This window comes from Streptomyces sp. NPDC019531, assembly GCF_044903305.1.
Classification (GTDB): Bacteria; Actinomycetota; Actinomycetes; order Streptomycetales; family Streptomycetaceae; genus Streptomyces.
The window spans coordinates 127,152-148,824 of the sequence record NZ_JBJDQL010000020.1 but is presented as its reverse complement, the minus strand read 5'-3'; the positions used below and the strand labels follow the sequence as shown (position 1 = coordinate 148,824).

The window sequence follows — 21,673 nt, the reverse complement described above, 5'->3', positions numbered from 1 at the left end:
AAGACCCGAAACCCTTCGTATGGACGAAGACCGCGGACGAGATCCTTGAGCGCCTCGCCGGATATCTGAACCGAATTCCAGACTCAGGACACTAGTCAGTTGAGCCGCAAGGTATGGGGCGGGCACCCTCTCCGGTCACCGTGCGTCTTGTCTCCGACGACCCGCGCCTTCACTATGTGACGGACCGTCAGAAAGGTCGATGGCGGCCATCACCCCACACACAAGAGGGGGTTGTCGTCGTGAAGTACGGCATCCAGCTCCCCGTCCAGTCCCAGAGCACGATCTACGCCGAGCCCTGGGAGGCCGGGGCCGGGCCTGAGGATCTTGCCGAGGTGGCGCGGGCCGCCGATCGGGCCGGGTTCGACTATGTCGCCGCCTGCGACCACGTGGCGATCCCGCGTCGCCTCGCGCCTGCGATGAGCACGGTCTGGTACGACCCGGTGGCCACCCTCGCCTTCCTGGCGGGGGTGACCGGGCGGGTGCGGCTGCTCAGTCATGTGGCCGTCGTGGGGCTACGGCATCCCCTGCTGACCGCCAAGCAGTACGCCACCCTCGACCACCTCAGCGGGGGGCGGCTGATCCTCGGGGTCGGGGCCGGGCACGTACAGGAGGAATTCGAGGCGCTCGGGGCCGACTTCGAGCACCGGGGTGCCGTACTCGACGAGACGATCGACGCGCTGCGGGCCGCGCTCGGGGATGAATTCCCCGTCCATCATGGGAAGTTGTACGACTTCGAGGGGCTCGGGCAGCGGCCTCGGCCAGCCCAGGCTCGGGTGCCGTTGTGGGTCGGTGGGTCCTCGCCGGCTGCCGTGCGGCGGGCCGCGCTCAAGGGGGACGGGTGGCTGCCGCAGGGGGACCCGCGGGCGCGGCTGCCCGCGCAGATCGCGACGCTGCGGCGGCTGCGGGGCGACGGGCCGCCGCTCACGATCGGTGCCATTACCGAGCCGCTGTACGTCGGTTCGCCCGCGTGGGAGGTCGGGCGCCGCACGCTCACCGGGCCGCCGGAGGCCCTCGTGGAGCCGCTGCGGGAGTACAGGGAGATGGGCGTGGACCAGATCCAGGTGCGCTTCCGATGCCGGGACATCGGCGAACTCACCGATCAGATGGCCCAGTTCGGGGCGGAGGTGGGGCCGCTGCTCGATGCGGGTTACTGAACTGCCCAACATTCTCCTTGAAGGTTTGAGCATGCTCACGCCGGGCCGCGTATGTATGAACGTACGGACGTGATGGCTCCGGCGGAAGGACCCCCGAAGTGCAATCCCTCCAGCGGCTCTCCGTCGTACTCGCTTCCTCCGGGGACCCCTGGCCCTATGCCGACTGGCCGGGCCCGGACGACCCGTTCGTCAGCCGTGTGCTGCACCTTCTCCCGCCCTACCCCGGGCTGCGCGAGACCACGGCGGACGTCGTCCTGCTGCGCTGCGAGGACCCGGCGGTGACCTTTCCCGGGCTGGTGGACGAACTCGGATCCCGGGACGTTCCGGTGATCGTCGTCAGCTCCCGCCGGGACGTCCAGGCGGTGGTCGCGGCGTTCCGGGCCGGCGCGGGCTATCTGGTCGAGGGCGACTACTGCGACCAGATGCTGTCCCATGCGGCCCAGGCGGCCTTCGCCGGGCACACCTACCTCTCGCCGTCGGCGTCCGACGCCCTGCGGGAGGAGGCCCGGCGGATGGCCGAGGCCGACGACGAGATGACGCGGCTGCGCGGCCTGCTCTCGCCGCGCGAGCGGCAGATCATGGAGTTGCTGTCGACCGGCCTGTTGGCCCAGGAGATCGCCCTGCGGCTGAGCCTGACCGAGAAGACCATCCGCAACAACCTCAGCAACATCTACGCCAAGCTCGACGTCCGGGGCGGCACGGAGGCGGTGCTGCGGTGGCTGGGGGCCGCGAGCGGTGGCAGTCAGGGGGCTCTGGCCCGCTGACGCACGGAATTCGCAGAGGGAAATACCCCCGCGGGAACCGCGGGGGCCAGTCGAGTGTCCCGTACCTGGTCTCTTCTTCGCCGCTTCTCTCCTGCTTATCTCCTACGATGCCGATATCTCCGACAGCGGGATCTCGACGTCGGTGACGTTCTCTCCGCCCTCGCCGAATCCGGGTTCGGTGCGGACGCTGTTCTGGTTGTTCAGAATTCCCTCCGCCTGCGGTGTTCCACACTGGACGTTGCGCAGCCAGAGGCGGCCGTCCGGGGTTCCGTTGTTCAGGATGTGCGGATAGAAGACGTGAACCGTGGCGGCCCCCTCGCTGGGGGAGAAGAACACTGTCTGGCCGTCCTGTGGCTCCTTGTACGTGGCCTTGAGGTGGCCGCTCACATCGGTGCGCTTATGGGACCACATGAAGAACGCTATGTGGTCCGCCTTCACCGTGTCGCTGCGGGTGAAGGAGAGCGAGGTCGTCTTGTCGTCGCGTGAAATGGTGATGTTCTGTTCGTTGTACTTGAGGCCGATCTCGAAGATCGAACTCCCCAGCTTCAGTCCGACGTCGACGGCGGATCCGCTCTCTATCTGGATGATCCTCGTCACCGACGCGCTCACGCTGAAGGACTTCGTGGCCTCGGAGGTGCTTCCGCAGTTGTCGGTCACGGCGGACACCCGTTCGTTGGGCCCGAGGCTGTCGCTCTTGGCCTGGACGTCGACGAACTCGCAGTTCTCCAGCTTGTCCGAGTCGCTCTGGCAGTCGGCGGCCACCTCGTCGGGGGTGGCGGCGCCTGCGCTGTTCATCAGCGGGACGATCACCGCGAGGGCGGCGACCGGGGCCAGGACGAGGGTGATGCGCTTCTTCTTGCTCCGGTGGCTTCCGCTGTGGCCGGCGCGTGTCATGGTGTGTCTCCTGTACTGGGCAGTAGTGGGCGTCGGTCGAGGTGGGAGGGCGTCAGCAGTCGGTCAGGACCGCCTTGGAGGTGCCGTCCGCACGTCCGGGTGCGCCGGCGGCGCCCTCCAGGATCGAGGGGCCTTCGACGACTTCCTCCGCTTCGAGGTTCACCTCGGGTTGTGCGGGGGTGACGGTGCCCTGCTCGCGGGCGTCGATGTGCACCTTCCAGATGCCGGTCATGCGCTGCATCCTTGGCGTGAACTCCATGGAGAGCACCTTGCCGACGGGCACTTCCCGTTCCTCGGACTCGCTGGCGGTCGCCGACTCGATGGTCAGGTCCAGGGTTCCCTTGTGCTTCTGCCAGGAGCCGCTCAGGAATCCGAGGATCCCGCCGCCCGCGCCCTGCTGGGTCACGGTGTACTTGCCCTTGCCCTGCGCCACCGCCGTCGACCATTCGGTCGTGACCTTCGCCGGGTCGGTGGCGTTCGGCTCGCAGTTCGGGAAGTCGACCGTGACCTTCTCGGTGGGACCGTCGAATGTCTCGAAGTTGGTCTCTTGGAAATCGCAGGTGTCGGCCGCGAACCCGTCTCCGAAGCGGGCATCGAAATCGCTCACTGACCGCTGTTCACCGTTGATCTTCGCAGCCCTGTGGCACATCGCCATGATCTCGTCCGGTGTCTTCTCCTCTGCCGCGTTCGCCGACGGCAGCAGTACGGTGGCGACGGCCGCTCCGGACGTGATCGCCGCCGCGATCGCCACGTACCGGACCTTCTTGTTCTTGAAGCGCCTCTTGGCCATGTCCCGTTCTCTCCTTGAGGGTGACTTTGCCTTTCCGTTGAGGATTATTGAGCTGCTTCTTATGGCGCCGACAGAGTCAAATATCCCTACTCTGCGGTTACTTGAGATGTGCATATGCGAGGGGCAAACAGATCCCGCGGCTATCTGACGCTCCGTCAGGTACGGCGCTACGCTGTCGCCATCCACCGATGCGAAGGAGTGCGCCATGGGCAAGCTCGACGGACGCGTCGTCCTCGTCACCGGGGCGGCGCGCGGGCAGGGGGAGCAGGAGGCGCGGCTGTTCGCGGCCGAGGGCGCGAGCGTGGTCGTAGCGGATGTGCTGGACGAGCAAGGGAAGGCGCTGGCCCAGGAGTTGGGTGGGCTGTACGTCCATCTCGATGTCGGCGAGGAGGGGGACTGGGGCGCCGCCGTGAGTGCGGTCAAGGAGGCCCACGGGCGGGTCGACGGGCTGGTCAACAACGCCGGGATCCTGCGCTTCAACTCCCTCGTCGACACGCCTCTCGACGAGTTCATGCAGGTCGTGCGGGTGAACCAGGTCGGCTGCTTCCTCGGCATCAAGACCGTTGCGCCGGCGATGGAGGACGGCGGCACGATCGTCAACACGGCCTCGTACACGGCGGTGACGGGAATGGCGGCCGTCGGCGCGTACGCCGCCACCAAGCACGCCATCCTCGGGCTCACCCGCGTCGCCGCCCTCGAACTGGCGCACCGGCACATCAGGGTCAACGCCATGTGCCCGGGCGCCATCGACACCGCGATGTCCAACCCGGCCCAGCTGGACCCGGCGGCGGACGCGGAGGGGATGGGTCAGGCGTTGAACGAGCTGTACCGCAAGCTCGTGCCGCTGGGCCGGATCGGGCGCCCGGAGGAGGTGGCCCGCCTCGCCCTCTTCCTCACCTCCGACGACTCCTCCTACGTCACCGGGCAGCCTTTCGTGATCGACGGCGGCTGGCTGGCGGGGGTCAGTGTCATCTGACGAGCCATCATCTATTGACGAATCTGACGGCACGTCAGAAAGTCGTAGCACTCGCAGGAACCACCAGGACTTGGGACGGTGACCCGCCTTGGAATTCGGGCTCTTTGTACAGGGATACGTCGGCAAGCGCGCCGAGACCGACCCGCTGGCCGAGCACAAGGCGCTGATGGAGGAGACCGAGTACGTCATCCAGGCGGACCGGTCCGGCTTCAAGTACGCCTGGGCGTCCGAGCACCACTTCCTGGAGGAGTACTCGCACCTCTCCGCCAACGACGTCTTCCTCGGGTACCTCGCGCACGCGACCGACCGGATCCATCTCGGCTCCGGCATCTTCAACCCGCTTGCCCAGGTCAACCACCCCGTGAAGGTCGCCGAGAAGGTGGCCATGCTCGACCATCTCACCGAGAACCGCTTCGAGTTCGGGAGCGGGCGCGGGGCCGGGTCGCACGAGATCCTCGGGTTCATACCCGGTGTCACCGACATGAACTACACCAAGGAGATCTGGGAAGAGACCATCGCCGAGTTCCCCAAGATGTGGCTCCAGGACGAGTACGTCGGCTTCCAGGGCAAGCACTGGCAGCTGCCGCCGCGGAAGATCCTGCCGAAGCCGTACGGGAAGTCGCACCCCGCGATGTGGTACGCCGCCGGGTCGCCGCCGTCGTACGCGATGGCCGCCCGTAAGGGGCTCGGGGTGCTCGGGTTCAGCATCCAGAAGGTGTCCGACATGGAGTGGGTGCTGGAGCAGTACAAGACGGCGGTCGTGGACGCGGAGCCGATCGGGGACTTCGTCAACGACAACGTGATGGTGACGACGACGGCAATCTGTGCGCCAACTCATGCCGAGGCCATTGAGGTTGCCGTGAACGGGGGGCTGCACTATCTGCCCTCGCTGGTGTTCCGGTATCACGACACGTTCCCTCGGCCTGAGGGCTTCCCCGTGTGGCCGGAGACCTTGCCCGAGTACAACGCGGAGTTCGTGGAGCTGCTCATCGAGGAGGAGCTGCTGATCTGCGGGGATCCGGATGAGGTGACGCGGCAGTGCAAGCGGTGGGAACAGGCGGGGGCGGATCAGTTGAGCTTCGGGTTGCCGGTGGGGGTGCCGAAGGAGGAGACGTTGCAGACGATTCGGTTGATCGGGGAGCACGTGATTCCGAAGATCGATACGGATCCTGTGCATCGGACGTCCCGGTTCCGGGGTGCCGCGTAATCGCCGTTGCGGGGTGCGGGTTCGTTGTGGCTGGTCGCGCCCACGCGGCGGAGCCGCATATCGATACAGCCCCGCGCCCCTGAGTAGGTCGATCCCCTGTAGGCCAGGAGGTGAGCCCCATGCTTGATCACGTCATCAAAGGTGCCGCCGTCGTCGATGGGACCGGCGCGGCCGCCTTCACCGCTGACGTGGGGATACGGGATGGCCGTATTGCCGCGATCGGCGACATCAGTGAGGAGGCCCGGTCCACCGAGGACGCCACCGGCCTCGTCCTCGCCCCCGGGTTCGTAGACCCCCACACCCACTACGACGCCCAGCTGTTCTGGGACCCGTACGCGACGCCGTCCCTCAATCACGGGGTCACCACCGTCGCCGCCGGGAACTGTGGGTTCACGCTCGCTCCGCTCCATCCGGGCCGGCCCGACGACGCCGACTACACGCGCCGCATGATGTCCAAGGTCGAGGGGATGTCCCTGGTGGCCCTGGAGGAGGGGGCGCCCTGGAGCTGGCAGTCCTTCGGGGACTATCTGGATGCCCTTGAGGGGCGTATCGCGGTCAACGCGGGCTTCATGGTGGGGCATTGCGCGCTGCGGCGGTATGTGATGGGACCGGAGGCGGTCGGCGGGCAGCCGTCCGACGAGCAACTCGACGACATGCTGCGGCTGTTGCACGATGCCATGGACGCCGGGGCCTGGGGGTTCTCCACCACCCAGTCGTCCACGCACTCCGACGGGGACGGCAAGCCCGTCGCCTCCCGCCACGCCCTGCCCGCCGAACTGCTCGCGCTCTCACGGGCCGTGGGGGAACACGAGGGGACGCAGATCGAGGCGATCGTGGCCGGGTGTCTCGACCAGTTCAGCGATGCCGAGATCGAACTGTTCGTGGAGATGAGCGCGGCGGCCGGGCGACCGCTCAACTGGAACGTGCTGACCATCGACTCGGCCGTGCCGGAGCGGGTGCCGAGGCAACTCCTCGCGAGCGAACAGGCCCGCAAGGCGGGTGGCCGGGTCATCGCCCTCACCATGCCGATCCTCACACCGATGAACATGTCCCTGGGGACCTTCTGCGCGCTGAACCTCATCCCCGGGTGGGGGCCGGTCCTCGGGCTGCCCGTCCCCGAGCGGATCGAGAAGCTGCGCGACCCGGACGTACAGAAGGAACTGCTCAGGCACTCCCAGGCCAAGGAGGCGGGCGTCTTCCGGCGGCTGACCAACTTCGGGCGGTACGTCATCGGGGACACCTACAGCGAGGCGAACCGCGGGCTCAGTGGGCGGGTCGTGGAGGACATCGCGGCCGAGCGCGGGCAGACACCGTTCGGCGCGCTGGTCGAGATCTGCGTGGCCGACGATCTCCGTACGGTCCTGTGGCCCATGCCCACCGACAACGACCCGGCGTCCTGGGCGATGCGTGCCGAGGCCTGGCAGCACGAGGACGTGCTGCTCGGCGGGTCCGACGCCGGCGCGCATCTGGACCGGATGTGCGGGGCGCCGTACACGACCCGTTTCATCGGGGACTGTCTGCGCGGGCGGAAGCTCACGTCGCTGGAGCAGGCCGTGAAGATGCTCACCGACGATCCCGCCCGGCTGTTCGGGCTGCGGGAGCGCGGGCGGATCGAGGAGGGCTTCCATGCGGACCTCGTGCTCTTCGACCCGGAGCGGATCGACGCGGGCACGGCCACCCTGGTGCACGACCTGCCGGGTGACAGCCCGCGGCTGGACTCCAAGGCGATCGGCGTACGAGCCGTGTGGGTCAACGGGGTCGAGGCGATCCGGGACGACGTGGTGAGCGGGGCCGTACCGGGCCGGGTGCTGCGGTCCGGGCGGGACACACGGACGGTGAGCACCAGGTGAGTTCACCCGTGGAGGGGCAGCGGCTGTTCGTCGGCGGTGAGTGGGTGGCGCCCGACGGCGGCCACTACGCGGTGGTCGACCCGGCCACCGAGGAGACCGTCGGGTGGGCTCCGGAGGCCTCGCGGGATCAGGTGCACGCGGCCTGCGCCGCGGCCCGCGAGGCCTTCGGGCCGTGGTCGCGCACGGCACCGGCGGAGCGGGCGGCGATCCTCGCCCGGGCCGCCTCCGTGATCGGCAGCCGTTTCGACGCGTATGCCGAACTCGCCCAGGCCGAGACCGGGGCGACCACGGGTGTGGCCCGTGGGATGCAGGTCGGTGTCGCCGTCGCCCGCTTCCGGCGGTACGCGCGGGTCGAGCCCGCCGAGTGGGCGGTCCCGCCGCAGATCAACGAGGCCGGGCCGATGGGGAAGGCCGCGGTGATGGGCGCGCTCGCCGTACGGCAGCCCGTCGGGGTCGTCACCTGCGTCACGTCGTACAACAACCCCTGGGCGAACCCGGCGGGGAAGATCGCCCCCGCCCTCGCCATGGGCAACACGGTGGTGGTCAAGCCCGCCCCGCAGGACCCCCTGTCCGTCTACCGCATGGCGGAGGCACTGGAGGCCGCAGGTGTGCCGCGCGGGGTCGTGAACGTGGTGAGCGGCCGTTCCGTCGAGGTCGGCGAGGCCGTCGTCGACTCACCGGACGTCGACATGGTCAGCTTCACCGGCTCGACCGCGGTCGGACAGCGGATCGGCGAGGTGTGCGGGCGGTCCATGAAACGGCAGTTGATGGAGCTGGGCGGGAAGGGCGCGGCGCTCGTCCTCGACGACGCGGACCTCGCCTGCGCCGTCGCCGGGATCGGGACCACGTTCTCCTTCTACAGCGGGCAGATCTGCACGGCGCCGACACGGGTGCTGGCGCAGCGGGGTGTCTACGACCGTCTCGTCGAGCAACTGGCCGGTTACGCGGGCAGGTTGAAGGTCGGCGATCCACGTGCGGCCGGGACGGTCGTCGGGCCGGTGATCTCGGGCGCGCACCGGGAGCGGGTGGAGTCGTACGTCGAACTCGGCCGGAAGGAAGGTGCGTCCGTGGTCGTCGGCGGTGAACGGCCCCTTCTGGAGCGGGGTTTCTACGTCGCCCCGACCCTGCTGGCCGACTGCGGCTCGGAGCTGCGGGTGACCCGGGAGGAGATCTTCGGCCCGGTCGTGACGGTGACACCCTTCGACGACGAAGAGGAGGGCATCGCCCTCGCCAATGACAGCGACTACGGCCTCATCGACTACGTCTGGTCGGCGGACGTCGCCCGGGCCTTCCGCGTGGCACGGCGGCTGCGGGCGGGGGGAGTCGGGGTCAACACGGTCGGCCGCAACATGGAGGCGCCGTTCGGCGGTTTCCGCAGGAGCGGGGTCGGCCGGGACTGCGGGTCGTACGCGCTGCACGCCTACAGCGAGGTGCAGTCGATCGTCTGGCCGGGGTGAGCCGGCTTTGGGGACGCGTGTTCGGCCAACTGGCCGGTAACCCGCGGGTGGGCCCGTAGAGTCCCGGAGCGAAGGGCGACGGCATCGATGCCGCTGCTCTGAACGTCAGTCAAATCCCGTCCCGGAGAACCGACTTGAAGCTCACCAAGCGTTTCGCTCTGACCGCCGCGGGCCTCGCCGCCGCGACCGCCCTCCTGGGTGCGACCACCGGTTACGCCACGCCCTCGGACCCCGCGCCCAAGCCCGTGAAGGCCCCCGCGGCACTCAAGGTGCCCGACGGCAACAAGCTGACCGGCGTGTACGCGGCCCGGGGCACGCAGACCTACACCTGCACCGACGGGGCCTGGAAGCTCCTGGAGCCCGCCGCGACCCTCTCCGACAAGAGAGGCCGTACCGTCGCCCTGCACTCCCGGGGCCCCGTCTGGGTGTCCACGGTGGACGGCAGCGCGGTGAACGCGGCGGCGATCGCCAGCTCCCCCAAGACCGGCACCATCCCCGAGCTCCTCCTCCAGGCCACCGCCACCCGGGGCACCGGCGTCTTCGGCGGTGTCTCCTACATACAGCGCCTGAACACCACCGGCGGCGTCGCCCCGGCCACCGCGTGCACCGGCACGGACCAGGTCGGCGTCCAGTACACGGCCACGTACGCCTTCTACAAGCCGGCGAAGTGACGCACACCGCTCACTGAACGCCGGTACGGCGGTGTCCCGGTCGAAACAGGGCCATCGCCCGTCAGTTCTCCAGATCCACCCGCACGGTCAGCTGCCCGGCCCCTATGGCCCGTACCGCCGCGCTGTTCATCGACGGCAGCGAGCGCAGTCGTACGGCGATGTCGTCGTCCGGCATGAGATGGGCCGTGCCCGTGTGCCACCGGCCCCTGATCCGGACCCGGACCCGCGGGTCGGCCTGGATGTTGCGGACGTACTGCGAGCGCTCCCCGAACTCCGAGACCAGCCAGAAGGAGCCGCCGACCCGCCTGCCGCCCACCGGGGTGCGGCGGGGCAGGCCGGAGGTGCGGCCGGTGGTCTCCAGGACGGTCTGGAGGGGCAGTCGGCGCATGACCGGGTTGAGTCGGCGCTGAATGGCCCTGGCGGCGCGGTACTTGCGCTCGGCGTTGCGGGACATGGTCTCTGAGACTCCTGTCGCTCGTCTTCCGTATCCTGACCGGCGGCCTCGATGATCTCAGGGTGCGGCCGGGCGGACGAAGGGTGTCGGCGATGCGCGTGGTGACCTGGAACCTGTGGTGGCGTTTCGGCCCGTGGGAGGAACGCCAGAAGGCGATCCTTGCGGTGCTGCGGGAGCTGCGGGCCGATGTGGTCGGCCTCCAGGAGGTGTGGTCGGCGGGCACCGAGAACCTTGCCGAGTGGCTTGCCGGCGAACTGGGCCTGCACTGGGCATGGGCCGCGTCGCCCGCCTCGGAGCGCTGGCAGCGACGGATTGGTGACCCCGGCGTGGAGGTCGGCAACGCGGTGCTGAGCCGCTGGCCGGTGGTCGACCAGGCGGTGCTACGACTCCCCGCGCCCGCCGACCTGGACGACGGCCGCCTAGCCTTCCACACCCGGCTCGCGGGACCGTCGTACGAGATCCCCTTCTTCACCACCCACCTCGCCTCGGCGCCGGACGCGTCGGCGATCCGCTGCCAACAGGTCGCCGCCCTTGCCGAGTTCGTGGCCGCGCACCGCTCCGGCACCGACTTCCCGCCCGTGATCACCGGCGACTTCAACGCCTGGCCCGACTCCGACGAGATCCGCCTCTTCGGAGGCTACAAGACGGCACCGGCCGCTCCCGGCCAACTCTTCCTGGACGCCTGGGAGTACGCGGACCCGACGGCCCCCTCCGCGACCTGGGACCCCGCCAACCCCTACGTCCGCGTGTCCCCACCGGTCCGCATCGACTACATCCACGTGGGCCCCCCGGGGGCGACGGGGCTGGGCCACGTCCTGGGCGTACGGCGGGCGGGGGACGGGCCGGTGGACGGGGTGTGGCCGTCGGATCACGCGGCGGTGGTGGCGGAGTTGGCGGACGGGTCGGAGTGATGTGGACGCAGGCGGCCACTGCCCCAGGAAGATCGGGTTGGTGAGCGCCGCCACCGCTCCCGGCAGGGGACCCGCTGCCGTCTCATGACGCAGTTCCGCGCGTACGTACCTCGTGTGGGCCGGAGTCGTGCGCCACTCGACCGTGCCGGTGCCCGACAGCGGCAGTGGGGCCGTCGTGAGCAGTACGCCCTGGTCGGTGATGAAGCGGACCGTGCAGCGGGGCACGCCCGTGGCTTCCAGGCGACGTCGTACATGAATTCGGGCCGTTACGGGCAACTTCCGCCCGTGAGCCAACTGGAGATGTACGGCGTGGCGTCGGCGCTCGCCGGCGGGGCGTGGGTGGTGCTCGGCGTGCTGTGGTGGGTTCGTGACCGGGCCGACCGGAGGGCCGTGGCGCGGCTGGATCCGGCGCGGATCGACCCGTACCACGCGGTCGCCACAGCCGGTGTCAACGCGGATGCCGACCGGGCCGCGGGTGCCGTGTTGCTGGCGGCCGGTCTCGTCCGGGTCACCGACGACGGTCGGGTGGAAGTCACCGAGCGGGGCGCCGATCCCGGCCCGGAGACACCGGAACATCCGCTCCCGGCCGCGGTGTTGGCCGCCCTGAGCGGTCATGACGGTCCCTGGTCCCTGAAGGAGCTGGTCGCGGACGGCGAGCACCGCGGGCGCCGGGACGCCTTTCTGCGCGCCGAGGACGCCAGGTGGCCGCGCTGGTCCAGCCGTAGGACGGACCGGCTCCTGCACTTCTCCCTGGTGCCCGCCGTGCTGTTCAGCGGCTGGTCCGCCTTCGAACTGCTCAACAGGGGGCACGTGTTCAGCTATGGGGGCGGCGGCTTCGTGATGGCGGTCCTGATACTCCTGTGGATGTGGACGGCGTTCACGCTGATCCTGGGCTGGGCGGTGGCGTGGGTGTGGCCGTTCCGCCGCGACCGGTTCGCTCCGTACTGCCGTGCGCTGCTCCCGCACCCGGCCGAGCGCGACCTCGACGCCGTACAGCGCGCGGAGCTGGACCGGGCCTGGGCCTACCGTCCCCCGCTGACCGAGGCGGACCACCGGGTGGAGAGCTGGGTGGACAGCGGGGGTGCGTTCTGACGACGGCGCGTTCCGACGCAGTCCAATGCCGACCAGTCGGTATGGACATGTGACGCCTCGGCCGGTAGAGATGCATCCATGCGCATCTCCGTGACGATCTTCCTCACCGACGAGACCATCACCCCGACCCGGCTCGCCCGTGAGCTGGAGGCGCGGGGCTTCGCCGGGCTGTATCTGCCCGAGCACACCCACATCCCCGTCGAGCGAGTCACCCCGTATCCGGCGGGTGGCGAGCTGCCGCGCGAGTACGGCCGTACCCTCGACCCCTTCGTCGCGCTCGGCCAGGCCGCCGCCGTCACCGAGCGGCTCGGGCTCGGCACCGGCATCACCCTGGTCGCCCAGCACGACCCGATCGACCTGGCCAAGCAGATCGCGACCCTCGACCACCTCAGCGGCGGCCGGTTCACGCTCGGGCTCGGGTTCGGCTGGAACGTGGAGGAGGCCGCCGACCACGGGGTCGAGTGGCGTACCCGCAGGGAGCTGGTCCGCGACCGGATGGCACTCATGCAGGCGCTCTGGGCGGACGAACCCACAGCCCACGAGGGCGAGTTCGGGAGCGTGCGGGCCAGCCATGCCTTCCCCAAGCCCATAAGGAAACGGGTTCTCGTCGGCGGCGCCGCCGGGCCCAAGCTGTTCTCCCACATCTGCGAGTATGCCGACGGCTGGCTGCCCATCGGCGGACGCGGCCTCACCGAGTCCCTGCCCGTACTGCGCGCCGCCTGGTCCGACGCCGGCCGCGACCCGGCCGCGCTGCAGGTGGTGCCCTACGCCGTCCTGCCCACCCCCGGAAAGCTCGCCCACTACGCCGAGCTCGGCATCGAGGAGGTCGTGCTGCAGTTGCCTGCGGCGGGGGAGGGGGAGACGCTCAAGGTGCTTGATGAGTATGCCCGTTATATCCAGGGTGATGGTGACAGTGTGTAACGCCGTACCGTCCACAGCGGACCCAGCAGTGCTTGTCCGGCTTGATCGGCCCGCTCGTATGCTCGAAGGATGACGACTTCCGCGACCTCCGGAACCGGCCCCACCGACCGCCCCGGCGGTACCGGCCCCACCGAGAACTCCATGCGTCGCGCTCTCAAACGCGCCAGGGACGGCGTTGCCCTCGATGTCTCCGAGGCCGCGGTGCTGCTCCAGGCCCGCGGTGCGGCCCTGGACGACCTCGCCGCCTCCGCGGCCCGCGTCAGGGACGCGGGCCTCGAACAGGCGGGCCGCCCCGGTGTCATCACGTACTCGAAGAGCGTCTTCATCCCCCTCACCCGGCTCTGCCGGGACAAGTGCCACTACTGCACCTTCGTGACCGTGCCCGGCAAGCTCCGCCGGGCCGGGCACGGCATGTTCATGTCCCCGGACGAGGTCCTCGACGTGGCCCGCAAGGGTGCCGCGCTGGGCTGCAAGGAAGCCCTGATCACCCTCGGCGACAAGCCCGAGGACCGCTGGCCGGAGGCCAGGGAGTGGCTGGACGCGCACGGCTACGACGACACCATCGCCTACGTCCGTGCCATCTCCATCCGCATCCTGGAGGAGACGGGCCTCCTCCCTCACCTCAACCCGGGCGTGCTGTCCTGGACCGACTTCCAGCGCCTGAAGCCGGTCGCGCCGAGCATGGGCATGATGCTGGAGACGACGGCCACGAGGCTCTGGTCCGAGCCCGGCGGCCCGCACCACGGCTCCCCGGACAAGGAACCCGCCGTACGGCTGCGGGTCCTGGAGGACGCGGGCCGCTCCTCCGTCCCCTTCACCTCGGGGATTCTCATAGGGATCGGCGAGACGTACGAGGAGCGCGCGGACTCCCTCTTCGCCCTCCGCCGGGTCTCCCGCGCGTACCACGGCGTCCAGGAACTGATCATCCAGAACTTCCGCGCCAAGCCGGACACCGCGATGCGCGGCATGCCGGACGCGGAGCTCGACGAACTGGTCGCCGCGGTCGCGGTGGCCCGCCTCATCATGGGCCCGGCCGCCAACATCCAGGCCCCGCCGAACCTCGTCGACAACGAGTACGAGCGGCTGATCGGGGCGGGGATCGACGACTGGGGCGGGGTCAGCCCCCTCACCATCGACCACGTCAACCCCGAGCGCCCCTGGCCGCAGATCGAGGAGCTCACCGAGCGCTCGCGTGCCGCCGGGTTCGAACTGCGGGAACGGCTGTGCGTGTACCCCGAGTTCGTGCGTCGCGGCGAGCCCTGGCTGGATCCCCGGCTACGGCCGCACGTGGCGGCGCTCGCGGACCAGGAGACGGGACTGGCGCGTCCCGACGCTCAGCCGCGGGGGCTTCCGTGGCAGGAGCCGGAGGAGGTCTTCGTGGCGTCCGGGCGTACGGATCTGCACGCCTCCATCGACACCGAGGGCCGTACGTCCGACCGCCGTGACGACTTCGACGAGGTGTACGGCGACTGGGGCGCCCTGCGCGAGGCGGCCGCGCCCGGGATGGTGCCGGAGCGCATCGACACGGACGTACGGGAGGCGCTGCGCACCGCCGCCGACGACCCCACGAAGCTGACCGACGAGGAGGCCCTCGCGCTGCTGCACGCGGACGGGCCCGCCCTGGACGCCCTGTGCCGGGTGGCCGACGACGTCCGCAAGTCGGTGGTCGGCGACGACGTGACGTACATCGTGACCCGCAACATCAACTTCACCAACGTCTGCTACACGGGCTGCCGTTTCTGCGCGTTCGCGCAGCGCAGGACGGACGCGGACGCCTACACCCTGTCCCTGGACCAGGTGGCCGACCGGGCCCAACAGGCCTGGGAGGTGGGCGCGGTGGAGGTCTGCATGCAGGGCGGCATCCATCCGGACCTGCCGGGGACGGCGTACTTCGACATCGCGAAGGCGGTCAAGTCCCGCGTTCCCGGCATGCATGTGCACGCCTTCTCGCCGATGGAGGTCGTCAACGGCGCGACCCGGACCGGCATGTCGATCCGAGAGTGGCTGATCGCCGCCAAGGAGGCCGGACTTGACTCCGTACCCGGCACGGCCGCCGAGATCCTCGACGACGAGGTCCGCTGGGTGCTGACCAAGGGCAAGCTGCCGACGGCGACCTGGATCGAGGTGATCGAGGCCGCGCACGAGGTCGGCATCCGGTCCTCCTCGACGATGATGTACGGCCATGTGGACCAGCCGCGGCACTGGCTGGGCCACCTGCGCACCCTGGCCGGCATCCAGCAACGCACCGGTGGCTTCACGGAGTTCGTGACCCTCCCCTTCATCCACACCAACGCCCCGGTGTACCTGGCCGGCATCGCCCGCCCGGGCCCGTCGATGCGGGACAACAGGGCGGTGACGGCGATGGCGCGACTGCTCCTGCACCCCTGGGTGCCGAACATCCAGACCAGCTGGGTGAAGCTGGGCACCGAGGGCGCGGCGGAGATGCTCCGCTCGGGGGCGAACGACCTGGGCGGCACCCTCATGGAGGAGACGATCTCGCGGATGGCGGGTTCGTCGTACGGCTCGTACAAGTCGGTGAAGGACCTGATCACGGTGGCGGAGGCGGCGGGCCGTCCCGCGCGTCCCCGCACGACCCTGTACGGGGAGGTGCCGCAGGAACGGCAGAGGGCGGCACAGGTCTCCGACGGGCACCTGCCGGAGCTGCTGCCGGTGCTGGACTGAGGTGCTCCGAGAGTCTGAGAGGAAGGGCCTCTCGGCGGGGGCCGGTACGATGATCCGACCCCCGTTCGACGGGGATCCTTAGCCGAGGAGATGCGTGCCGTGCCAGCCCCGAAGGTCTGGGTGACGGGTCTGACCGTGGGGGCGATCGCCGCTGTCGTCGCCCTGGCCGTACAGGCCGACAAGGGAACGAAGCCGAGCGTGGCCGCCAGCGCCCGGCCGAGCGTGTCGGCGTCCCCGAGCGCGTCCGCGCAGCCCGAACCGTCCGCGACCGCGCTCCCGGACAGCTCCGGTACCGGCCGCCGGATCGTCTACTCGCTCGGCGAGAAGCGGGTGTGGCTGGTCGACGCGAGCGAGGCAGCCCGGCGCACCTTCGCCGTCTGGCCCGGGACGGTGGACCCGGCCCCGGGCAACTACTCCGTCTCCCTGCGCCGGGAAGACCCGACGACCGGATCCGACGGCGTGCGGATCGAGCACATCGTGTACTTCACGGCCGTGGGCGGCGTGAACGTCGCCTTCTCCAACGCAGTGGACGGCTCCTCACCCCCGCCCGCCGACGGCGCCCAGACCGGCGGCATCCGCATGAGGACGGCGGACGGCTCGGCACTGTGGACGTTCGGCGAGACGGGGACGAAGGTCGTCGTCGTCAACTAGCGGCACGCTCCGGCAGGTTGACCACCAGCAGCACGACCCCGCTCAGCAGGAACACCCGCAGCGCCGCGTCCAGCCCGTTCCAGGTGTCCGACTGCCACATGGAGAACCACTCCCCGCCGATCGCGATGAACCCGGCGCCGAAGAGCAGCATCAGCATGAGCAGGCCGTAGGTGGAGAACCGCCGTGCGGCCTGGTCGTCCCGGCGCGCCCACAGCCACGTGCCGTAGATGAGCACGAGCGCCGCGAGCGTCTCCCAGACGATGATCGCGACATACGCCGTGTTCTGAAGTCCCTTGCTGGTGACGGCTCTCCACATCAGATCGTCGTCCTTGAACGTCGTATCCATCGCGAGAACATGCTGTACGAACGCCTGGTTCGTCCCGAAGTCCGTGATGTTCCCGAACGCGACGAGCGCTATGTACAGCGCGACGCTCGCGGTGAGAAGGGTGGCGGAGAGGTGGAGTGCGCTTCGTGTGGTGCGTGGGGGTGTGGATGCCATGGGGGCCATCTTCCCCGTGCGGGGCGGTGTGATCCAGATCGATTGCGTCAGAATGGGGGTGGACGGGCCGTGACGAGGGGACGGACGCATGGCGCAGGCGGAGCCGTCGCAGCAGGAGCTGATCCTGCTGCGCACACGGGCCGGTTTCGTGGGCCGCGAGGCCGAACGGGCCGCGTTCCTGGGCAACTTCGACATCCCACCCGGCGACGCCCGGCACCGGTTCCGTTTCCATGTGCACGGCAGCGCGGGCATCGGAAAGACCTCCCTGGTCGAGGAGTTGGCCCAGCTCGCCCGCGAACGCGGGGCCCTGACGGCCTATGTGGACGACGGGGTCGGCAGTGTGCCGGAGGCGATGGAGACGCTGTGCCGTGAATTCGCCGACCAGGGACGGCGGTTGAAGGATCTGGAACGGCGCCTCGCGACCTGGCGGGATCGGCGGCGCGAGGCGGAGGCCGCCGCCCTCGCCGCGCTCGCGCCGGATCCCTCGGCCGACACGGCCTCGGCGTCGGCTTCGGCCGGAAGCAGGATGGCGGTGGACCTCGGCCTCGGCGCCCTGGAGACCGCCCTTCCCGGCGCCAGTCTCGTCACCCGCGCCCTTCCCGCCGATCGGCTGGCCCAGGGGGCCGACCGGCTGCGGGCCGGCCTCGGCGCCCGCTTCCGCAACCCCGACGACGTCGACCTGGTGCTCACCCCGGAGCGGGTCCTCACCCCGGTGCTGCTCGGCGAACTGCGGGCCGCCGCCTCCGCCGTACCGTGGATCGTCCTCTTCTTCGACACATACGAGCGGACCGGCCCCTTCCTCGACCCGTGGCTGTACGACGTCCTCACCAAGCCACGGGAGCACGGCCGGCTGCCCGCCGCCGTCGTCGTGGTCACCGCGGGGCAGCGACCCCTGGACGCCTCCCGCTGGAGCGGCCTGGACGTGGTGGCGGAGGTGCCGCTCGCCCCGTTCACCGAGGCCGAGGCGCGCCGCCTGCTCGCCACGCGGGGCATCGTGGCCGAGCCGGTCGTCGAGGAGGTGCTGCGCCTGACGGGCGGCCTCCCGGTCCTGGTGTCGACCCTCGCGGCCAAGCGGCCCGACGGCCCGGACAACGTGACCGACCCGAGTACGACCGCGGTGGAACGGTTCCTGAAGCCGGAACCGGAGGCGCGCCGGAAGGTCGCCAGGGCCTGCGCGCTGCCGAGGCGACTGGACGCGGACGTCTTCCGGGTCCTGATCGCCGCCGCCGCCGAGTCCGAGTCCGGGTCCGGGTCCGGGGGCGAACTGGACGCGCTGTACGAGTGGTTGACGGCGCTGCCGTTCGTCGGTCAGCGCGGGGAGCGGCTCCAGTACCACGACGTCGTACGCGCGCAGATGCTGCGGCTGGAGCGGCGCCGGTCCCGCACCGACTGGACGACCCGGCACCGGCGGCTCGCCGAGGCGTACGCCGAGTGGCGCGAGGACGCCGAGTTCGGCCGCCGCGCCGAGGAGTTGTGGGCGGACGAGGAGTGGTGGGAGCTGCGCCTGGAGGAGGTCTACCACCTGCTGTGCGCGCGCCCGCCCGCCGCGCTCGCCCAGGCGCTGCGCGGCTTCGTCGTGGCCTGCCGCGAGGACGAGGTCGTCGCCCGGCGCTGGGCGCGGATGCTGGAGGAGGCCGGGGACGCGGCGGACAACGCCGTACTGCGCGAGTGGGGAAGGTCGTTGGGCGCGGCACTCGCGGACGAGGAGAGCGGGGTGACCACGGCGACGGACCTGCTGCTGACCCGCCCCGGCCTCGACCCGTCCGGCCGGGCGGAGGCGCACGCGCTGCGCGGCAGGGAACTGCGCAGACACCAGGAGTACGGACAGGCCCTGGAGGAGTACGACCGTGCGGTCGAGCTGGATCCGGGACAGCCCCTGGCCCACTACGGCCGGGGCCTCACCCACCAGCTGCTCGACGACTACCCGGCGGCCCTGACCGCTCTCGACCGCGCCGTCGAACTCGCCCCCGACGCGGGGTGGATCGTCGCCGAGCGGGCCGCGACCCACCGTCTGGCGTCGCGTTTCGAGGAAGCGGAGGCCGACTACACCCGTGCGGTCGCCCTCGACCCCACCGACGATGTCGCCCTGGCCGGGCGGGCGGTGTGCCGGCACGGTCTCGGCCGGCTCGACGAGTCCCTCGCCGACTTCAACCGCGCGTTGAGCATCGATCCGGAGTACCTCTGGGCGCTGGTGCGCAGGGCCCGGCTGCACCGCGCGCGCGGCCACCTGGACAAGGCGTTCGCCGACCTGGACCGGGCGGCCGCGCTCGCGCCCGACCGGGCCTGGATCGCCTCGGAACGCGGGGACGTGTACCGGACCGAGGGTCGGTACGAGGAGGCCGTGGCGGAGTTGGCGCGCGCGGTCGAGCTGGAGCCGGGCTACGCGTCGGCGTTGGCGAGCCGGGGGCAGGCGCTGTGTGAACTCGGCCGCAATGAAGAGGCGTTGGCCGACTTCGACCGGGCCGTGGCGCTGGTCCCCGACTACGGCTGGGCGCTGGTGATGAGATCCAGGGTGAAGCGCGGGCTGGCCGACCAGGACGGCGTGTTCGAGGATCTGCGGCGGGCTGTCGAAGCGGAACCGGAGACCTACTGGATCCAGGCCGAGCTGGGTTCGGCGTACTGGTTCGAGGGCCGGTACGACGAGGCGTCGCCCCTCCTCCACGCCGTCCTGGCACAGGACCCGACCCACGCGACCGCACTGGCGGTCCTGGGTGCGATCCACCACGTCCGCAAGGCCTACGAGGAGGCCCTCCACCACCTGGACCGTGCCCTGACATCCGACCCGGAGTACGCCTGGGCCTACGGTCGGCGGGGCCGGGTGTGTCTGGCGATCGGCCGCACCGAGCAGGCCCTGTCCGACCTGGACCGCTGCGTGTCGCTCGATCCGGAGATGCAGTGGGAGCGGCGCGCCGCGATCGAACTGCTGCTGTGGTGCGGGCGGTGGGAGGAGGCGGAGGGGCGGCTGACAGCGGCCCCTGACGCGGACCTGGACGACATGCGTGTGGAACTCCACCGCCACCACGGCCGGTGGGCGCGGGCCCGCGCTCTCGCCGAGCGCCTGCCCGAGAGGGAACCGCTCCTGGGCACCTTCCAACTGGCCATGACTGTCCACTGCGCCGAGGGCCCGGAGGCCGCCGAGCCCCTCTGGCGCGATCTGTCCCGACTGGTCGAGCAGGACCCCGACATGTCACCCGCGATGCGAGCCCAGGCCCACTGCTTCCTGGGCTGCGCGCTGTCCGACGGGAGGGCGGCGGACCGGGGCCTGTCCGAGCTCCTCGCTCTCCACCCGGAATGGGACGACCTGGCCTCCTTGACCGGCGTCCTCGCCGAACTCCTCACCGCCCCTGCGACGGCCCGGTCCTCCCACACCACCGCATGCCTGACAGCGGCGACCGAGGCCCGGGACGCGCTTCAGGCCGGCCATACGAGGTCCGGCCACTGACCGCCGGCGGAATGACGCCAACCCCTTCGCCTTTCGGTGAAAGCGGCGCATACCCACACGCCCCCTGAACCCCGCACCCCCCGTCGATTACAGTGCTGGATGTCGTACATACGGACGGTCGCCACGGGAGGTCTTGGTGGGTGCGACAGCCGGGGCCGTCGTCTGGGGGCGTGCCGAGCAGCAGGACTTTCGCAGCCGGGTGCGCGGGACGCTCCTCGGGGTCGCCGTGGGCGACGCGCTGGGTGCGCCGATCGACGGGCTCGGACTGGACGAGATCAGGGAGACGTACGGCGCCGAGGGGCTCGTGGACCTCGGATTCGGGTACGGCAGACGCGGTGCCGTCACTCATCTCACCCAGCTCAGCCTCTTCACCGTGGACGGGCTCATACGGGCCCAGGTGCGCCGGGACACCGGCGCCTGGCATCCGCCCACCGATCTGCACCGGGCGTATCTGCGGTGGGCCGCCACCCAGCGCGACTGGGGGCCCGACGAGCGGCGCAAGGACGACGGCTGGCTGGCCCGGGAGGAGTGGCTGTACGCCCGCCGCGATCCCACCCGGTCCCTGCTCATCGGGTTCGGCGACGAGACCATGGGCACACTGGAGTCGCCCAAGAATCCGAACGAGCTGGGCCCCGAGGCCACCGCCCGGTCCGCGGCCTTCGGGCTGCTCGTCGGATGGGAGCCGCAGCTCGTCGTACAGCTGGCCGTGGAGTGTGCCGCGCAGACCCACGGTCACCCCGTCGCCTATCTGTCGGCGGGCGCCTACGCCGTGATCGTGCACGCGCTGGCCCTCGGCGACGGCCTGGACGGCGCGGTGCAGCGGGCGCTCGCGCTGATCGCCGCGCGGCCCGGGCACGAGCCGGTGTCGGACGCGCTCCAGCACGCGCTGGGTGCGGTGCGGCAGGGGATGCCCACCCCGGCGCGGGTGGAGGAACTCGCCGCCGACGGCTCGGCGGACGGGCTGCTGTCCGCGGCCGTGTACTGCGCGCTGGTCGGGGAGGACGTACGGCACGGTCTGTGCCTCGCGGTCAACCACGACGGCCCCTCCGCCGCGGCCGGCGCCCTCACCGGCGGCCTGCTCGGCGCCCTGCACGGCGAGACGGCCCTTCCGCCGGCCTGGCTGGCCGAACTGGAGGGCCGTCCCACCCTGCTGGAGCTGGCCGACGACTTCGCGATGGAGATGACCCAGGGCCCGGCGCTGCACGGCCCAGCGGGGGCGTCCCCGGGGTGGCTGGCCCGCTATCCGAGGGGGTAGGGC

18 protein-coding genes and 1 pseudogene are annotated in these 21,673 nt (G+C 70.6%); 14 read left to right on the top strand and 5 right to left on the bottom strand.

Annotation, left to right across the window (positions count from 1 at the left end; all coding sequences use genetic code 11):
* Positions 1-239 precede the first annotated feature (239 nt).
* Both ACI2L1_RS23505 and ACI2L1_RS23500 read left to right on the top strand, forming a co-directional pair.
* Positions 240-1,154, top strand: coding sequence for an LLM class F420-dependent oxidoreductase (locus ACI2L1_RS23505; protein ID WP_404741306.1), 915 nt, complete (start codon positions 240-242; stop codon positions 1,152-1,154).
* 98 nt (positions 1,155-1,252) lie between these two features.
* On the top strand, positions 1,253-1,918 hold the full coding sequence (locus ACI2L1_RS23500) for a LuxR C-terminal-related transcriptional regulator (protein WP_404741305.1): 666 nt from the start codon (positions 1,253-1,255) through the stop codon (positions 1,916-1,918).
* Positions 1,919-2,020: 102 nt separating this feature from the next.
* Here the strand turns inward: ACI2L1_RS23500 and ACI2L1_RS23495 are convergent, their stop codons facing one another.
* Both ACI2L1_RS23495 and ACI2L1_RS23490 read right to left on the bottom strand, forming a co-directional pair.
* Entirely contained in the window at positions 2,021-2,812 is a 792-nt protein-coding gene (locus ACI2L1_RS23495) for a hypothetical protein (RefSeq protein ID WP_404741304.1), read from the bottom strand.
* A 52-nt stretch (positions 2,813-2,864) separates the two neighbouring features.
* Positions 2,865-3,602 carry a hypothetical protein gene (locus tag ACI2L1_RS23490; RefSeq protein WP_404741303.1) on the bottom strand — a complete coding sequence of 246 codons (738 nt, stop codon included), beginning with the start codon at positions 3,600-3,602 and terminating at the stop codon, positions 2,865-2,867.
* 205 nt (positions 3,603-3,807) lie between these two features.
* On the opposite strand from ACI2L1_RS23490, the gene ACI2L1_RS23485 reads away from it, so the two are divergent.
* The 5 genes from ACI2L1_RS23485 to ACI2L1_RS23465 all read left to right on the top strand — a co-directional run bounded on the left by ACI2L1_RS23485 (position 3,808) and on the right by ACI2L1_RS23465 (position 9,763).
* Positions 3,808-4,578 carry an SDR family NAD(P)-dependent oxidoreductase gene (locus tag ACI2L1_RS23485; protein WP_404741302.1) on the top strand — a complete coding sequence of 257 codons (771 nt, stop codon included), beginning with the start codon at positions 3,808-3,810 and terminating at the stop codon, positions 4,576-4,578.
* Positions 4,579-4,666: 88 nt separating this feature from the next.
* Positions 4,667-5,785 (top strand): LLM class flavin-dependent oxidoreductase, encoded by a 1,119-nt coding sequence (locus tag ACI2L1_RS23480; RefSeq protein ID WP_404741301.1) that lies wholly within the window; start codon positions 4,667-4,669, stop codon positions 5,783-5,785.
* Positions 5,786-5,904: 119 nt separating this feature from the next.
* A complete protein-coding gene (locus ACI2L1_RS23475) occupies positions 5,905-7,635 on the top strand; it encodes an amidohydrolase family protein (protein WP_404741300.1) in 1,731 nt (576 codons plus the stop codon).
* Positions 7,632-9,092: an aldehyde dehydrogenase family protein gene (locus tag ACI2L1_RS23470; protein WP_404741299.1), complete on the top strand. Its 1,461-nt coding sequence runs from the start codon at positions 7,632-7,634 to the stop codon at positions 9,090-9,092. Before ACI2L1_RS23475 ends, ACI2L1_RS23470 begins: the two co-directional genes overlap by 4 nt.
* A 134-nt stretch (positions 9,093-9,226) precedes the next feature.
* Positions 9,227-9,763, top strand: a complete 537-nt coding sequence (locus tag ACI2L1_RS23465; RefSeq protein WP_404741298.1) for a DUF3455 domain-containing protein — start codon at positions 9,227-9,229, stop codon at positions 9,761-9,763.
* Between the two features lie 61 nt (positions 9,764-9,824).
* On the opposite strand, the gene ACI2L1_RS23460 is transcribed toward ACI2L1_RS23465, so the two are convergent.
* On the bottom strand, positions 9,825-10,217 hold the full coding sequence (locus tag ACI2L1_RS23460; RefSeq protein WP_404741297.1) for a nitroreductase/quinone reductase family protein: 393 nt from the start codon (positions 10,215-10,217) through the stop codon (positions 9,825-9,827).
* A 92-nt stretch (positions 10,218-10,309) separates the two neighbouring features.
* On the opposite strand from ACI2L1_RS23460, the gene ACI2L1_RS23455 reads away from it, so the two are divergent.
* Positions 10,310-11,128 carry an endonuclease/exonuclease/phosphatase family protein gene (locus tag ACI2L1_RS23455; RefSeq protein ID WP_404741296.1) on the top strand — a complete coding sequence of 273 codons (819 nt, stop codon included), beginning with the start codon at positions 10,310-10,312 and terminating at the stop codon, positions 11,126-11,128.
* 18 nt (positions 11,129-11,146) lie between these two features.
* Here the strand turns inward: ACI2L1_RS23455 and ACI2L1_RS23450 are convergent.
* Positions 11,147-11,458 (bottom strand): annotated as a pseudogene (locus ACI2L1_RS23450) (phosphoesterase); the annotation flags it as partial.
* Here ACI2L1_RS23450 and ACI2L1_RS23445 point away from each other — a divergent pair.
* The 4 genes from ACI2L1_RS23445 to ACI2L1_RS23430 all read left to right on the top strand — a co-directional run bounded on the left by ACI2L1_RS23445 (position 11,414) and on the right by ACI2L1_RS23430 (position 16,474).
* Positions 11,414-12,220: a hypothetical protein gene (locus tag ACI2L1_RS23445; RefSeq protein WP_404741295.1), complete on the top strand. Its 807-nt coding sequence runs from the start codon at positions 11,414-11,416 to the stop codon at positions 12,218-12,220. The pseudogene ACI2L1_RS23450 and the gene ACI2L1_RS23445 sit on opposite strands and share 45 nt — an antisense overlap.
* Positions 12,221-12,298: 78 nt before the next feature.
* Positions 12,299-13,141, top strand: coding sequence for an LLM class F420-dependent oxidoreductase (locus tag ACI2L1_RS23440; protein ID WP_404741294.1), 843 nt, complete (start codon positions 12,299-12,301; stop codon positions 13,139-13,141).
* 69 nt (positions 13,142-13,210) lie between these two features.
* Entirely contained in the window at positions 13,211-15,823 is a 2,613-nt protein-coding gene (locus ACI2L1_RS23435) for a bifunctional FO biosynthesis protein CofGH (RefSeq protein ID WP_404741293.1), read from the top strand.
* A gap of 90 nt (positions 15,824-15,913) precedes the next feature.
* The gene (locus ACI2L1_RS23430) at positions 15,914-16,474 is read left to right on the top strand and encodes a hypothetical protein (protein WP_404741292.1); all 561 of its coding nucleotides are present in this window, start codon (positions 15,914-15,916) and stop codon (positions 16,472-16,474) included.
* Here the strand turns inward: ACI2L1_RS23430 and ACI2L1_RS23425 are convergent.
* Positions 16,467-16,973: a DUF2165 domain-containing protein gene (locus ACI2L1_RS23425; RefSeq protein WP_404741291.1), complete on the bottom strand. Its 507-nt coding sequence runs from the start codon at positions 16,971-16,973 to the stop codon at positions 16,467-16,469. The genes ACI2L1_RS23430 and ACI2L1_RS23425 overlap by 8 nt on opposite strands.
* Before the next feature lie 88 nt (positions 16,974-17,061).
* Here ACI2L1_RS23425 and ACI2L1_RS23420 point away from each other — a divergent pair, with 88 nt between their 5' ends.
* Positions 17,062-20,415, top strand: a complete 3,354-nt coding sequence (locus tag ACI2L1_RS23420; protein ID WP_404741290.1) for a tetratricopeptide repeat protein — start codon at positions 17,062-17,064, stop codon at positions 20,413-20,415.
* 136 nt (positions 20,416-20,551) lie between these two features.
* A complete protein-coding gene (locus ACI2L1_RS23415) occupies positions 20,552-21,670 on the top strand; it encodes an ADP-ribosylglycohydrolase family protein (RefSeq protein ID WP_404741289.1) in 1,119 nt (372 codons plus the stop codon).
* Positions 21,671-21,673: the final 3 nt, after the last annotated feature.

Bases quoted from the DNA above. Each gene is read 5' to 3' on its own strand.
- ACI2L1_RS23490 (WP_404741303.1), bottom strand. From the start codon at position 3,602: ATGGCCAAGAGGCGCTTCAAGAACAAGAAGGTCCGGTACGTGGCGATC.
- ACI2L1_RS23440 (WP_404741294.1), top strand. From the start codon at position 12,299: ATGCGCATCTCCGTGACGATCTTCCTCACCGACGAGACCATCACCCCG.
- ACI2L1_RS23420 (WP_404741290.1), top strand. From the start codon at position 17,062: ATGGCGCAGGCGGAGCCGTCGCAGCAGGAGCTGATCCTGCTGCGCACA.
- ACI2L1_RS23435 (WP_404741293.1), top strand. From the start codon at position 13,211: ATGACGACTTCCGCGACCTCCGGAACCGGCCCCACCGACCGCCCCGGC.
- ACI2L1_RS23475 (WP_404741300.1), top strand. From the start codon at position 5,905: ATGCTTGATCACGTCATCAAAGGTGCCGCCGTCGTCGATGGGACCGGC.
- ACI2L1_RS23495 (WP_404741304.1), bottom strand. From the start codon at position 2,812: ATGACACGCGCCGGCCACAGCGGAAGCCACCGGAGCAAGAAGAAGCGC.
- ACI2L1_RS23425 (WP_404741291.1), bottom strand. From the start codon at position 16,973: ATGGCATCCACACCCCCACGCACCACACGAAGCGCACTCCACCTCTCC.
- ACI2L1_RS23455 (WP_404741296.1), top strand. From the start codon at position 10,310: ATGCGCGTGGTGACCTGGAACCTGTGGTGGCGTTTCGGCCCGTGGGAG.
- ACI2L1_RS23460 (WP_404741297.1), bottom strand. From the start codon at position 10,217: ATGTCCCGCAACGCCGAGCGCAAGTACCGCGCCGCCAGGGCCATTCAG.
- ACI2L1_RS23430 (WP_404741292.1), top strand. From the start codon at position 15,914: ATGCGTGCCGTGCCAGCCCCGAAGGTCTGGGTGACGGGTCTGACCGTG.
- ACI2L1_RS23485 (WP_404741302.1), top strand. From the start codon at position 3,808: ATGGGCAAGCTCGACGGACGCGTCGTCCTCGTCACCGGGGCGGCGCGC.